General features: G+C 69.4%; 15 protein-coding genes, 1 tRNA gene and 1 pseudogene. 7 read left to right on the top strand and 10 right to left on the bottom strand.

Annotated features, from left to right (window positions below):
* Positions 1-562 precede the first annotated feature (562 nt).
* The 5 genes from VJT49_RS03315 to VJT49_RS03335 form a co-directional block, all read right to left on the bottom strand.
* Positions 563-635: transfer RNA gene (locus VJT49_RS03315), tRNA-Ala, on the bottom strand.
* 54 nt (positions 636-689) lie between these two features.
* On the bottom strand, positions 690-1,382 hold the full coding sequence (glpR, locus tag VJT49_RS03320; RefSeq protein ID WP_324163175.1) for a gephyrin-like molybdotransferase receptor GlpR: 693 nt from the start codon (positions 1,380-1,382) through the stop codon (positions 690-692).
* A gap of 141 nt (positions 1,383-1,523) precedes the next feature.
* Entirely contained in the window at positions 1,524-2,183 is a 660-nt protein-coding gene (locus VJT49_RS03325; protein ID WP_324163176.1) for a GNAT family protein, read from the bottom strand.
* A gap of 9 nt (positions 2,184-2,192) precedes the next feature.
* On the bottom strand, positions 2,193-3,458 hold the full coding sequence (gene glp, locus VJT49_RS03330) for a gephyrin-like molybdotransferase Glp (RefSeq protein WP_324163177.1): 1,266 nt from the start codon (positions 3,456-3,458) through the stop codon (positions 2,193-2,195).
* Positions 3,458-4,360, bottom strand: a complete 903-nt coding sequence (locus VJT49_RS03335; protein WP_324163178.1) for a UTP--glucose-1-phosphate uridylyltransferase — start codon at positions 4,358-4,360, stop codon at positions 3,458-3,460. The genes glp and VJT49_RS03335 overlap by 1 nt, the downstream gene beginning before the upstream one ends.
* Positions 4,361-4,384: 24 nt before the next feature.
* On the opposite strand from VJT49_RS03335, the gene VJT49_RS03340 reads away from it, so the two are divergent.
* From VJT49_RS03340 to VJT49_RS03350, 3 genes are all read left to right on the top strand, one after another.
* The gene (locus VJT49_RS03340) at positions 4,385-4,984 is read left to right on the top strand and encodes a 5-formyltetrahydrofolate cyclo-ligase (protein ID WP_324163179.1); all 600 of its coding nucleotides are present in this window, start codon (positions 4,385-4,387) and stop codon (positions 4,982-4,984) included.
* 96 nt (positions 4,985-5,080) lie between these two features.
* A complete protein-coding gene (locus VJT49_RS03345; protein WP_324163180.1) occupies positions 5,081-5,401 on the top strand; it encodes an FmdB family zinc ribbon protein in 321 nt (106 codons plus the stop codon).
* Between the two features lie 137 nt (positions 5,402-5,538).
* Entirely contained in the window at positions 5,539-6,036 is a 498-nt protein-coding gene (locus VJT49_RS03350; protein ID WP_324163181.1) for a hypothetical protein, read from the top strand.
* Positions 6,037-6,140: 104 nt separating this feature from the next.
* On the opposite strand, the gene VJT49_RS03355 is transcribed toward VJT49_RS03350, so the two are convergent.
* Both VJT49_RS03355 and VJT49_RS03360 read right to left on the bottom strand, forming a co-directional pair.
* A complete protein-coding gene (locus VJT49_RS03355) occupies positions 6,141-6,308 on the bottom strand; it encodes a hypothetical protein (protein ID WP_324163182.1) in 168 nt (55 codons plus the stop codon).
* Positions 6,295-6,795, bottom strand: coding sequence for a MogA/MoaB family molybdenum cofactor biosynthesis protein (locus VJT49_RS03360; RefSeq protein WP_144588345.1), 501 nt, complete (start codon positions 6,793-6,795; stop codon positions 6,295-6,297). Before VJT49_RS03360 ends, VJT49_RS03355 begins: the two co-directional genes overlap by 14 nt.
* Before the next feature lie 143 nt (positions 6,796-6,938).
* Here VJT49_RS03360 and VJT49_RS03365 point away from each other — a divergent pair, with 143 nt between their 5' ends.
* On the top strand, positions 6,939-8,000 hold the full coding sequence (locus VJT49_RS03365) for an NAD-dependent epimerase/dehydratase family protein (protein WP_324163183.1): 1,062 nt from the start codon (positions 6,939-6,941) through the stop codon (positions 7,998-8,000).
* A 4-nt stretch (positions 8,001-8,004) separates the two neighbouring features.
* Here the strand turns inward: VJT49_RS03365 and VJT49_RS03370 are convergent, their stop codons facing one another.
* From VJT49_RS03370 to VJT49_RS03380, 3 genes and pseudogenes are all read right to left on the bottom strand, one after another.
* A complete protein-coding gene (locus VJT49_RS03370; RefSeq protein ID WP_324163184.1) occupies positions 8,005-9,051 on the bottom strand; it encodes a HAMP domain-containing sensor histidine kinase in 1,047 nt (348 codons plus the stop codon).
* Entirely contained in the window at positions 9,048-9,758 is a 711-nt protein-coding gene (locus VJT49_RS03375; RefSeq protein WP_324163185.1) for a response regulator transcription factor, read from the bottom strand. The genes VJT49_RS03370 and VJT49_RS03375 overlap by 4 nt, the downstream gene beginning before the upstream one ends.
* A 7-nt stretch (positions 9,759-9,765) precedes the next feature.
* A pseudogene (locus VJT49_RS03380) lies at positions 9,766-11,152 on the bottom strand (hypothetical protein).
* A gap of 227 nt (positions 11,153-11,379) precedes the next feature.
* Between VJT49_RS03380 and VJT49_RS03385 the strand changes: the two are divergent.
* Genes VJT49_RS03385 through VJT49_RS03395 form a run of 3 tightly spaced genes read left to right on the top strand, consistent with a single transcriptional unit; the run spans position 11,380 to position 13,333 of the window.
* Positions 11,380-12,027, top strand: a complete 648-nt coding sequence (locus VJT49_RS03385) for a glycosyltransferase family 2 protein (protein WP_324163186.1) — start codon at positions 11,380-11,382, stop codon at positions 12,025-12,027.
* The gene (locus VJT49_RS03390; RefSeq protein WP_324163187.1) at positions 12,024-12,689 is read left to right on the top strand and encodes a TIGR04282 family arsenosugar biosynthesis glycosyltransferase; all 666 of its coding nucleotides are present in this window, start codon (positions 12,024-12,026) and stop codon (positions 12,687-12,689) included. The genes VJT49_RS03385 and VJT49_RS03390 overlap by 4 nt, the downstream gene beginning before the upstream one ends.
* The gene (locus VJT49_RS03395) at positions 12,686-13,333 is read left to right on the top strand and encodes a class I SAM-dependent methyltransferase (RefSeq protein WP_324163188.1); all 648 of its coding nucleotides are present in this window, start codon (positions 12,686-12,688) and stop codon (positions 13,331-13,333) included. Before VJT49_RS03390 ends, VJT49_RS03395 begins: the two co-directional genes overlap by 4 nt.
* Positions 13,334-13,581 lie beyond the last annotated feature (248 nt).

The following is a 13,581-nucleotide window of genomic DNA, read 5'->3' on the forward strand; positions in this document are numbered from 1 at the left end:
TTCACCAAACGCCTAACCAAGCTCGACGATAAAGAAAACTACTTCCTGGACATGGCAGGGGAGGAAGGATGGCCCAAGGACAAGCTCCGGGAGAAAATCGCGGCGATCCGCGACGAACGCGCCACCATCACGCGCAGCCTCGACCAGGCAAGCAACCAGCTCGACGACGGCGCCCGCTTCCTGACACTCGCCCTGGACCTCATGACCGACCCCCACGCCATGTACCGCGCGGGCAGCGAAGCAACCCGAACGATCATGAACCGCAGCATCTTCGTCAAGCTGTTCGTGGACGGCGACACGATCACCGGCCACGAGCTACGGGAGCCGTTCAACGTCCTAGCCGAGGCGTACAGCGTGTGGCAGGGCTACCCGCAAGAGACCGACACCGCGCCCACCACGGGTGGCCCAAGCCGGGCCACAGGGCCACGCTCAACCCTCCACGCGACCATACCCACACAACGCAGCAGCGCCGCCCCCGAACACGGGAACGACGCTGCCGAACAGACCGCAGTCTCACTACCCCTAGCCCTGCTGGCCAGGGGTTCTAGTAAGACTCACGTTGTGGAGCTGAGGGGAATCGAACCCCTGACCTTCTCGATGCGAACGAGACGCGCTACCAACTGCGCTACAGCCCCTCGGTGAAGCGTCGAAAGCATAGCAACCGCCTGGCAGACGATCAGCGAGGGGGTCTACTCACCGACCGCACGCCGGAACGGGAGCTGCGCGGGGTCGTCCAACTCGTGGAACTCCGGGTCCTCGTCCTCAACGTCGACGACCACCGCGCCGCCCTGCGCGCGCGGAGGGGGAGGCATGCTCTCCACGACCGGCAGGCGTGCCTCCTCGGACTCCGGCTCGGCCTGAAAGGTGGGCGGGGCTGGCCTGCGTGCCCGGGCGCTTTTGAGCCGGGCGAGCCGCCGCTGGCGGATCTCGGTCTCGATGCGCACCTGGCGACGGAGGTAGGCGAGGTAGCCGACCAGGACGGCGTCGACCGCGCCGTGCGCCCACCAGAGTTCCGTGACGAAGAATCCCCCGGCGACCGCTGTGGCCACGGCGAGGATCATCAGGGTCAGCACGACGTGTTGCCGGAAGGCGTACTTCGCGCGAGCCGCGATCTCGGCGGCTTCGGGGTCGAAGCCACCGCGGCCCGGACGGTAGCGGCGTTCCGAAGGCGGCGACTCCTCGTCGTGGGCGACCTCGGGTTCGGTGACCTCATCGGCGTGCTCGGCCGCGCCGAACTCCTCGTCCTCGGCGCTGCGCACCACGCGCGCGGCCAGTTCCGTGTCCGCGGTCCGGGCGACGGCCTGACGCTTGCGTGCGACCATGGGCACGAGCACGGCCAGCCACGCCGCCGCGAGGGCAAAAATGATCAGCGAACTGGGCATCTCCCGCGTCACCTCCCCCGTTTCTCGCTACATACCGTCACGCTAGTCACAGCAGTCACAGAACGGGCGGAGAAACGCCGCTGGAGATCGTAAAAACCGACCACCGGATCCGGTGAAATCAGGTCATGTGGTAAGGCGCGCTCAGACGCGTCCGGCCCGGCCCGCGGCGACCAGCCGGCTGACCAGGCCGTCGCCGACCTCCTCGGCGGTGAGCGCGAAGCACAGATGGTCCCGCCAATCGCCCGCGACGTCGAGATACCGCTGGAACAGGCCTTCCTGCCGGAATCCGGCCTTGGTCAACACCCGCACGCTCGCGGCGTTCTCCGGGCGCACCGTCGCCTCGACACGATGCAGGCCCGCGGCGCCGAACACGTGATCAACGACCAGTGCGACCGAGGCGGTCGCCACACCCCCGCCCGCCACGCTCGAAGAGACCCAGTAGCCGACCCAGGCGGACCGGAGCGAAGCGCGGATCACGTTGCCGATGGTGATCTGACCGGCGAACTCGTCATCGACGGTGATCGCGAACGGCAGGCACTGCCCGCGGCGCGCGAGGGACCGCAGCGCCATCCACTGCGGCGGCCACGACCAGAAGCCGTTACGGTCCGGCCACGGCCCTGGCGAGGTCGGCTCCCACTTCTCCAGGTTCGCCTGGTCCCTCAGCCGGATCCGGCTCCAATCGCCCGCGTCGCGCAACCGGATCGGCCGGATCGCCACCGCCCCCGCGGCGACCTGGAGCGGCCCCAGCCTGGCCGGCCACCCTGGGTGACGAGCCTCCAGGTCGTATCTCGCTGCCTGCACGCGAAGTGTTTACACCCGCTGTGCCATGAAGGTCACCCGGACCTGCTCGCCCGCCGGGACTTCGGTGAGATCCTCGTCGACGTTCACCAGGCAGTTCGCCTCGGCCAACGACGCCAGCAGGTGCGACCCGGACGTGCCGAGCGGCTGCACCAGGTACTCACCGGTTCCCTCGTCGCGCAGGAGCTGACCACGCAGGAAACCCCGGCGCCCCTTCGCCGAGGTGATCGGTGAGAGCAGTCGCGCACTGACCGTGCGCCGGTGCGGGTTGCGCGTACCGCGGGCTGCCCTGATCAACGGCCGGATCAGCACTTCGAACACGACCAGCGCACTCATCGGGTTGCCGGGGATCAGGAAGGTCGGCACCGAATCCGGGCCGAGCCGCCCGAATCCCTGAGCCGAGCCCGGCTGCATGGCCACCCTGGTCATGTCGATCCGGCCCAGCTCGGACAGCGCGGCGTGCACCTCGTCCCCCGCCGTGCCGCCGGCTCCGCCCGCCACCACGACCACCTCGGACATCAGCAGCCTGCCCTCGACCACCTCGCGCAGTCGTCTGGGATCGCTCGGCACGATGCCGACCCGGCTGACCTCGGCACCGGCATCCCGTGCCGCCGCGGACAGCGCATAGGAATTGACGTCGTAGACCTGGCCGGTAGACGGGGTCCGATCGACGTCGACCAGTTCGTCGCCCACCGAGATGATCGACACCCTCGGCCGCGGGTAGACCAGGACTTTCGACCGCCCGACCGCGGCGAGCAGGCCCACCTGGGCGGCACCGATCGTGTCGCCCTGGCGGACCGCCACGTCTCCGATCTGCACGTCCTCACCGATCCGCCGCACGTATCCGGCAGAGGGCACTGACCGGTGCACGGTCACCTTCGCGGGATGGCCGTCGGTGAACGCGATCGGCACGACCGCGTCGGCGAGCGTCGGCAGCGGCGCCCCGGTCGAGACTCGCACCGCCTGCCCCGGCTGCAACCGGCGTGGTTGCCGTGAACCCGCCGGGATCTCGCCCACGACGGGCAGTTGCACCGGCCCGTCGTCCACCGCCCGCACGTCCACGCTACGCACGGCATACCCGTCCACCGCGGCCTGGTCGAACCCCGGCAGCGCCTGTTCCGCGACGACCTCCTCCGCGCAGAGCAGACCCTGCGCCTCCGAGATCGCGACCCGCACGGGCCGCGGCCGCACCGCGGCCTGGAGCACGAGCGCGATCTGTGCGTCGACGGAGCGGAACTGCTGCCCGGCCTCGGCCGGTTCCCCGGTGGCGTCGCTCATCAGCCTTCGTTCTCGATTCGCGCGGCGAGCCAGGCCCGCAGCGACGGCCCGTAATCCGGGTGGCCCAAGGCGAAGTCGACGGCCGCCCGCAGGAACCCGCCGGGGTTGCCCAGGTCGTGCCGTCCGCCCCGGTGGACCACGACATGTACCGGATGCCCTTCGTCGATCAGCAGCGCGACCGCGTCGGTGAGTTGCAGTTCGCCACCGCTACCCGGCTTGATGCGGCGCAGCGCGTCGAAGATCGCCCGATCGAGCAGGTACCGGCCGGCGGCCGCGTAGGTGGACGGCGCGTCCTCCGGCTTGGGCTTCTCGACCATGCCGTGCACCCGCTTGACGTCCGCGTCGCCGGTGTCTGTGACGTCGAACACCCCATAGGGGGATATCTGCTCCTTCGGGATATCGAAGGCGCAGAGCACGCTGCCGCCGTACCGTGCCCGTACCTCGGCCATCTTCGTCAGCACACCGACCGGCAGGACGAGGTCGTCGGGCAGGAGCACGGCGACGGCCTGGTCGTCGTCGGTCAGGTTGGGCTCGGCCTGCTGCACGGCGTGCCCGAGGCCGAGTGCCTCCCTCTGGATCGCGACCTCGACTTCGAGCAGGCCGGGCCCGCGGCGGACCTTCTCCAGCAGCTCGGTCCTGCCCTTGCGTTCGAGGCTCTCCTCGAGTTCGGGCGCGGGCCGAAAGTAGTTGACCACCGATTCCTTGGCCGGGGAGGTGACGATCACCAGCCGCTTGGCACCGGAATGCGCCGCTTCACTGGCGACGATCTCGATACCGGGCGTGTCCACGACCGGGAGCAGCTCCTTGGGCACGGCTTTTGTCGCAGGTAGAAAGCGCGTTCCCAGGCCGGCGGCCGGAACGATGGCGGTTTGGAACGAGGGGTTGTCAGAGGCGCCCGTCATGGCGGTAAAGCCTAACCTGCAAATATGACCGAACGGTGCAACGACGAGTGGGGCAAGGCGGAGTGGCGGGCAAGCCTCACCGGTTCGCGTACGGCCGTCTCCGTGCAGCGGGGTGTCCTGGAGGCGCGGGCGCTGGCCGAAGCGGTCAGGGGGCTGATGTTGCCGGAGACGGTCTGCTGCTACGTCCCGTTCGGCTCCGAACCCGGTTCCGTAGCGCTGCTCGACGTACTGCGCGGTGCGCGAGCGCGGGTCCTGCTGCCCGTGATCCCGCCGGAGCCGGGTCCCCTGGACTGGGCCGAGTACACGGGTACGGGCGCGCTTGTGCCGGGCCGACTGCGTGGCGTGCTGGAGCCGTCCGGCCCGAGGCTGGGACCGTCGGCGCTGGGTTCGGCCGGTTTGGTGTTGTTGCCAGCGCTCGCGGTGGACCATGCGGGGGTGCGGCTCGGCAGGGGCGCCGGGTACTACGACCGCTCCCTGGTGCACGCTGGTCCGGAGACCGCGCTGGTGGCGGTCGTTCGCGACGACGAACTGGTGGAGCGGCTGCCCGCGGAGGCCCACGACGTGCGGATGACCGGGGCGCTCACGCCCGGACGTGGGCTCGTCCCGCTGCCGGCCGGCATGTGATTTCACCAAGCCTTGATGGACCTGCCCGGGGATGCCCGGATATGATCTGGCGTTAGCACTCTGACCTGTCGAGTGCCAACGCACGAAGGAGCACCTGTGCCCACGTACCAGTACGCCTGCAAAGAATGCGGCCACCGATTCGAGGCCGTGCAGTCCTTCTCGGATGCCAGCCTGACGGAGTGCCCCGAGTGCACCGGCCCACTGCGCAAGCTCTACGGAGCCGTCGGCGTGATCTTCAAGGGCAGCGGGTTCTACCGCACCGACTCCCGCTCGGACTCGTCGAAGTCCTCGACGAGTCCGAGCAAGTCCTCCAACGGCGCGACGTCGTCGACCTCCACGTCGACCACGAGCGACAGCGGCTCAAGCTCTTCATCTTCCACCACAACCACGACAAAAACGGCCACGGCGGCCTCGTAGCAGACGAGTTGTCCACAGGACCCGGGTTGTCCACAGCGGAGTGATCTGTCACTTCCGGGCCGCGGACGTGCGCCCCTAGCGTCGATCGTGACGGCGGAAGTCCCGTCGCGACAATCACGACCTGGGGGTGCGCCGCGATGAAGATCGCTCCACGCTCGTACTGGACCCGGCTGCGGCCACGTCTGCGTGGCCGGGCCGTCTCGATCGCCCGTCATGTGCTGGCCGTCGCACTGCTCGTGCTGGCCGTTTTCCTCGCCGCACGGCCAGGTACCACCGGGCCCCCACCGCCCCAGCCCTCGCCGCACGAACCGCCGTCCACCGCTCTGGCAAGCGGGCCGGGGTTCTCCACCGTGCCGATCCGCCTCGCCGACGCGGGCGTGGCCGATCTTCTCAGCCACGGCATGAAGGTCGACGTGGTGACTGTCGATGCTGGCGAACAGGCCCGGAAGGTTCTCGCCAGCATGGCGACGGTGGTCGACGTGCGATCCCCGCCGGCCAACGGCGGCCGTCTGCTCGCCGGCGAGAACAAGGGCCCGCTCGTGCTGATTTCCGTGCCCACTGAGCTCGCGACGCAGGTCGCGGCGCTGTCACTGCGGAACCCGGTGGCGGTCGCTCTCCGAGATGCCGGGCGCTAGCCGGGTATTCCACACATGAGCCGCTGACCTGCGGTGACACCCAGGAGATCATCTTGGTGCAGCCCGCTGAACAGCCGAAACGTGTCCATGTGCGGACAACGGGGCTAGCCGTGGTGCGGCGGACGGTTCTCCTCATACCACGATTCCCGGTCGCGATCGGAGCTGCCGGGGTCCCGCTCGTCCGAAGTGGTGTCGGGCAGCACCTCCCCGAAGATGTCGTCGAGGCGTCGCCGGTCGCGGTCTTCGGAAGGCTCGCGATCAGGATTCGTCAAGACCGGACAGCTCGTCGATCACGTGGGGAACCAATGCCGACAACGTCGCCATGCCGTCGCGCACCGCCGCACGCGATCCGGCCAGGTTGACCACCAGGGTGCTGCCGGAGATCCCCACCAGTCCCCGGGAGATACCGGCGTCCACCGCTCCCGCGGCGAGGCCGGAGGAACGAAGCGCCTCCCCGATGCCGGGGATCGGCCGGTCCAACACACCGGCCGTGGCGTCCGGAGTGACATCGCGCGGTGAAACGCCGGTACCGCCCACGGTGATCACCAGGTCGACACCTCCGATGACCGCGGTGTTGAGGGCGTTGCGGATGGCGACGGTGTCGGCGTGCACCACCACCACGCCGTCCACGATGAACCCGGCTTCCTCCAGCAACTCCGTGACCAGGGGGCCTGAGGTGTCGTCATGCTCACCATGCGCCGCGCGGTCGTCCACGATCACCACGAGAGCGCGGCCAAGCCGCTGTGCACTGCGTTCCATAGGGCATACCGTAGAACCTCTCGCGAACGGCCGTGGCGGCACCCGAGGTGATCGCCGGCCGAGAAAGGCTCCCGATCTTACCGAAACCTGACGGCCTGATCGAAAGTGCACGTTAGAGGCCGAGGGGCGCTTAGCGTGGCAGTGTGCGAGTGCTTGTCACCGGCGGCGCCGGATTCATCGGATCCCATGTGGCCGACCTGCTGGCCGGCTCCGACTGCGAGGTGACGCTGCTGGACAACCTGCTCCCCCAGGCGCACGGATCACGCGTGCCGCCCGAGTACACCGCCGCCCACCAGCTCGTCCTGGGCGAGCTCACCGACGCGCCCCTGCTGCGCGAGCTGCTGTCTGAAGTGGACGCAGTCTGCCACCAAGCGGCGGTGGTCGGGCACGGTCTCGACCCGTCGGACGCGCCGGTCTACGCGCTCAACAACAACTACGGCACAGCCGTTTTGCTTGCCAAGATGCATGCGGCCGGCGTGCACCGGCTCGTGCTCGCGTCGTCGATGGTCGTCTACGGCGAGGGCAGGTACTCCTGCGCGAGCCACGGGCTCGTACCGCCCGCGCCACGCCGAAAGTCGGATGTGAACTCCGGACGGTTCGAACCGGCCTGCCCGGAATGTGGTGAAGAGCTGAACCCGCTGCTGGTGCCCGAGGACGCGCCGTTGCGCCCCGCGAGCACCTACGCGGCGACCAAGCTCGCCCAGGAACACCTCGCGGGTGCCTGGGCCCGGCAAACCGGCGGCACGGTTTGGGCGTTGCGCTACCACAACGTGTATGGCCCGCGGATGCCCTCCAACACCCCCTACGCGGGGGTCGCATCGCTGTTCCTCTCGGCATTGCTGCGTGGGGAAGCGCCGACGGTACTCGAGGACGGCAAGCAGCGGAGAGACTTCGTGCACGTCCACGACGTCGCCCGCGCCAACCTGCTCGCGCTCCGGGCACCGGGACGGCCGGGCGAGCCGGTCGCGGTCAACGTCTGTTCCGGCACGCCACACACCGTGGGCGAACTCGCGGTCGAACTGGCCCGTGCCTGCGGCGGGCCGGAACCCCGCATCGTGGGCGGCGCGCGCCTCACGGATGTCCGCCATGTCGTCGCCGACCCGACGCTGGCACGCCGGCTGCTCGGATTCCACGCCGAGATCCCGTTCGAGTCGGGCATCGCGTCGTTCGCCACGGCCGATCCACGCGCGCCGGTGGGCTCCTGAGCGGTCAGCGGGCAGCCAGCGGGAGGCGGATTTCGAAGCGGCAGCCAGGCCCGTGGTTCCGCACGCCTATGCGGCCTCGGTGGGCCTCCACCAGCCCCTTGGCGATGGCGAGACCGAGGCCGCCGCCAGTGCCGCCAGACCGATCGGGTGTGCGCGCCTGAGTGCCGCGGAAGGCCACCTCGAACACGCGCCCGATCTCGTCCTCGGGAATGCCGCCGCAGCCGTCGTCCACGGCGAGCACGGCACTGTCGCCGTCAATCCCGACGCGTATGGCGACCGTGCCGTCCGGCGGGGTATGCCGGATCGCGTTGGACACCAGGTTGCGCACGATTCTGGCCAGCTCCGGATCGCTTCCGGCGACTACCGGCCAGCTTTCGGCATCGGCGAGCAACCGGACCTTCTTCTGCTCGGCGATCGGCGTCTGCCCGGCCAATGCCTCGCTGATGACCTCCCGCAACGGCACCGCGGACATGGTGAGCCGCAACGCCCCCGCGGTGATCCGCGACAGCTCGAACAGGTCTCCGACCATGCCGGACAGCCGGGTTGTCTCGCCGCTGATCCGCTGGGCGTAGTCGGCTACCTCGCCGGGATCCGAGACGATCCCGTCGGCGAGTGCCTCGGCCATCGCCCGGATCCCGGCCAGCGGGCTGCGCAGGTCGTGACTGATCCAGGCCACCAGGTCCCGCCGGGCCGCCTCGGCCGCTCGCTCGCGTTCCCGGGCCTCGCGCTCCCACACGCTCCTCCGCGCGATCGCTCGCCCCAGCACGATGGCGGCGGGCGCGGTGACCAGCGCGACGATCAGGCAGACGAGCAACATCGTCGTAAGCGTCGGAGTGAACATGAAGCCACTGATGCCGAGCACTCCGGCAAGCGTCGCCAGCACGGGGATCAGCGCGAGCACGGTCATCGTGGTGGCCAGCGACCCGCGCCGCAGCCAATACAACACAAGCCCGCCGACAAGCGCTACCGGCAATGCGAACACCAGTGCGAACGGCAGGATGTGGCAGACATGCGCAAGCATGTCGTCGAACGACTCGGCGGGTTCGATCATGGTCGTGCCGGGTCGTAGCGGTAGCCCACGCCCCATACAGTGGCCACCCGGACCGGTTTCGCGGGGTCCGTTTCGATCTTCTCACGCAGCCGTCGGACGTGCACGGTGACCGTGGACTGGTCGCCGAACTCCCAGCCCCACACCTTTTCCAGCAGGTCGGCCCGCGAGAACGCGACACCGGGATGGGTGAGGAAGAACGCCAGCAGGTCGAACTCGCGGCCGGTAAGCGAGAGTTCCGCACCGGCCAGGGTTGCCTGCCGGGCACTGACGTGCAGCCGGAGATCGCCATCGACCAGCTCGCTCACCGCCGGTGCCTGGCTCGGCATTCGCGCCCGGCGCAACACGGACGCGACCCGCAGCGCGAGCTCACGTGGGCTGAACGGCTTGGTCACGTAATCGTCGGCGCCCAGTTGCAAGCCCGCGATCCGGTCCTCCTCCTCACCCAGCGCGGTCAGCAGCACCACCGGTACCTGGCTGTCTCGCCGCAGCCTCCGGCACACCTCGAGGCCGTTGATCCCGGGCATCATCACGTCGAGCACCACGAGGTCCGGCCGCCGCTGCCCGAACAGTCGCAGCCCTTCCGACCCGTCTCGGGCGACCTCGACGGTGAACCCGCCGGCCTCCAGATAGCGTCGAACGACGTCCCGGACCGTCTCGTCGTCGTCCACAACGAGCACGCGGCCTGTCGCCGTGTTCGTATCGGTCACGGAGCACCTACCAAAACGTCAGTACGAGATGGTTCACCGCGAGCGCCGTCGCGGCCTGGACGCCCAGCCATCGTCGCCATGACCACGCGGGCAGCAGCGACGCGGCGGGCAGCAACCACACGGTGAACGGTAGCCAGATCCGCTCCACTTCGGCTTTGGACAGTCCCGAAAGGTCCGCGAGCAGGATCATCACCGCGGCAGTGGCGGCCAGTAGCAGCACCGGTTCACACCGGTTGCCGCGACGCCACGGCTTGATCGTCACCATTTCGGTAGCCACCCGGCGCGCACCCACAATCAGCGCGGGCCCGGCGGCCAGTGCGAGGCTGGCGAGATTCGCCCACACCCAATACGTATAAGGGCGCTCGCTGGCGACACCCTGATAGTACCGCTCGACGACGAGCTGGTAGCCCTCCGGCCACCAGAAGCCCTCGGCGGCGAAGGCCGCCACGACCGCGAGCGCGCCCAGCACGGCGAACGGCAGCGCTCGGGGCGGCCGTGCCGCTGAGCAGAGTCACCACGAAGGCGACCAGTCCCAGCAACACCAAACCGTAGGACAGGAAGCCGCCGAACCCGATGATGCCGCCGGCCAGCACGGTGCACGGCACCGCATACCAGCGCCGGACTCGGAATCCGTGAGTCGCGATCGCGAGCAGCGCTACCCCGCCGGCGGTGAGCCCGGCGAACAGGCCGTCCGCGGAGGCACCGACCCACACCGCGCCGGGGAACAGCACCGCGAACGGAAGCGTGGCGCGGGCCGCGTCACAGCGATGGAGTGAGGACAGCGTGATCGGCACCGCGGCGGTCGCGAGGGAACCGACGACGACACACGCGACGGCCGCCCAGGCACCGCCCGAGAGCCCGAGCCGGTCGAGCCAGACGAACACCAGCGTCGCCGCCGGCGGGTGCCCGGCAACGTGCGTTGTCCACGAGGCGGGCTGGAAGTCCAGAATGCGGGCGGTGAATCCGTCAATCATCGCGGGAATGTCGGTGATGCCCGGCACCTCGCGCAGGTACTCGTTGGGGTCCGTGAGCCGGTTCGCCAGCCCGCGCGCCCAACCGTCGATCATCGCCAGCGAAAAAGTCCACACCAGCGAAACCACGTAGCCAAGCAAGAGCAGACGTCGCCACGGCAGGCGCCAGGCGACCGTCGGACCCCAGACGATCACCGCGAAGGCGATGAGCACCGCGAACACCGAACCCGGGCCGACGTGAGGCAACCACACCCCGAACAGCGGGGCGGCGGGTGCCCAGAGCACCACTGCGGAACCCGGCCGGTTCAGGTACGCCCCGGCCGCGACCGCGGCGGCAACGAGGATCAGCACCAGCGAGACGACCTTGAGGTCGGCCGAATCCCTGATCCGGCGACGCGACTCCTCGCCATTTCGCGTGCCCATGATCGATGGATGCATGATCCCCCTTCACATTCCCCTGCTCTCCCGCCTGCGGCACAATAACGCGGCACACCACGGCGAGAAAGTCCGGCCCCCGCATTCGTCATGCTCCGGTAAGAAATCTGAATACGTCATTGTTCGGTAATGTCGGCGACACTTTCGTTCCCGTCGGCCCGGACTTACCGTCCGTTCCCGTGAATCGTGTTGGCTTTGCTCGCATCAGCGATCAGGTGGACGTCGTATTGCCGTGTCTTGACGAAGCCGCGGCGCTGCCCGCCGTACTCGGCGCGCTGCCACCGGGACTTCGCGCCATCGTGGTGGACAACGGTTCGGGTGACGATTCACCGGCCGTGGCCGCGGCGCTGGGCGTGGAGGTCGTTCAGGAACCGCGTCGAGGTTATGGCGCCGCGGTCCATACAGGTCTGGAGTACGCCGACGCCGACATAGTGTGTTTCCTCGACGCCGACGGCTCGCTCGACGCCCGAGACCTGTTGCCACTTGTCGCGGCGGTCGTCGCGGGTGAGGCCGAGTTGGCGGTCGGCCGGCGAGTACCGGTGGCGCGCGGGGTGTGGCCCTGGCACGCGAGGGCGGGCAACACCCTGCTGGCAGCGTTGTTGCGCCGTCAGGGTGTGCCTGTCCACGACATCGCGCCCGTCCGGGTCGCGCGGAGACAGGCACTGCTCGCGCTGGACGTAACCGATCGCGCCTTCGGCTACCCCCTCGAGTTGTTGATCAAGGCAGGCCGGGCGGGCTGGTCGGTTCGCGAGTTCGACGTGAGCTACCGGCCACGGGCGGCGGGCACTCGGTCGAAGGTTTCGGGGTCGCTGCGCGGGACCGTTCGCGCGATCCGCGACATGGTCAAGGTCTTGACCGGATGAACGCCGCTTTCTGCCTGCTCGTCGTGGCGAAGGCGCCGATCGCGGGTTTCGCCAAGACACGGCTGTGCCCGCCCGCCTCGCCCCGGCAGGCGGCCGAGATCGCGGCCGCCGCGCTCTTGACCACCCTGACCGCGGTGGCCGCCACGCCACGCTCGGTGCCGGTGGTCGCGGTCACCGGCGACTTCGGAAAGGCGGTCAGGGCGGCCGAACTGGCTCAGGCCATGAGCGGGATGACGGTGATCGCTCAACGCGGCCGGGTGTTCGGGGAACGGCTCGCGAACGCCCATACGGATGCCGCCGCCGTGCTGGGCCTGCCGGTGCTGCAGATCGGGATGGACACCCCGCAGGTGACCTCTGAACTGCTGGCCGGCACGGCGGCCGACCTGCTGGTGGCCAACCGCGACGCGGTGCTGGGTCCCGCCGAGGACGGCGGCTGGTGGGCACTCGGCCTCCGCGACCCTCGGGCGGCGAAAGTGCTCGCCGGCGTGCCGATGTCCCAGCCCGATACGGGCTCGCGGACCTTACGCGCGCTCACCGCCGCCGGCCTGCGCACGGTTCCGGTGGCGCAGTTGACCGATGTGGACACGATGGCCGACGCACGCAGGGTGGCCAGGCTCGCCGGAGGCCGATTCGCCGAGGCAGTCGCGGCGGTGCCGCGATGAAGGGGGGCCCCAGCGGGGGGCAAGCCGCCGCGGAACACGGCCACTTCGACGCCGGACTGCTCGGCCGGACCTGCGTGCTGGAACTCGGCAACGGGCGCTGGATCACGTTGCCCACGCGACGCTGGGTCGCCGATCCGGGCGGCGGGGACGAACTCCTGCTGGTTCGTTGCGCGGGGTCGACGCTGGACATCGGCTGTGGGCCGGGCCGGCTGACCGCCGCGCTGGCCCGGCGAGGCGCGCTGTGCGTGGGGATCGACGTGTCGCCGACCGCGATCGAGCTGACGCGTCAACGCGGTGGCACCGCTGTTCAGTGTGACGTTTTCGCACGGGTCCCTGGCGAGGGTCGATGGCGGTTCGCACTGCTCGCGGACGGCAACATCGGCATCGGCGGCGATCCGGTCGCGCTGCTGGGCCGGGTGTTTCAGCTGCTCGCGCCGGGTGGCCGCGCGCTGGTCGAGCTCGACCCGCCTGGCAGGCGTGTGCGTGCGGACAGGGTGCGGATCAACGGAGGCGCGTGGTTCCGGTGGGCCTGGCTTGGAGTCGACGCGCTCGACGAGGTCGCCCGTGCCGCCTCAGCGCGGGTCGTGTGGACCGGGGCGCACGGGGACCGTCACTTCGCGGAACTCATGCGCGCCAGGACCTGAAGACCCTCGGCCGCACTTTCGTCGGCGAATTCCTCGGGCAAAATGCCGGCAACTTGCGAAATCTGATCGGCGCAAGTTTTGCAAGGGGCAATCGCAACAGGTGTGGACGCAAACATTCACCTGTTGAGATCGGTGCTGGTGGGGGACGTGGTGTGATGGCCGGTCGGTTGGTGCCGGTCGGCTGGTGATGGTGTGGTGTTTCGGGTCAGGTGGGGATGGTGTCTGGTGGCATCCAGGGTTTGCCGATG

This window comes from Amycolatopsis sp. (genome assembly GCF_035276945.1).
Classification (GTDB): domain Bacteria; phylum Actinomycetota; class Actinomycetes; order Mycobacteriales; family Pseudonocardiaceae; genus Amycolatopsis_E.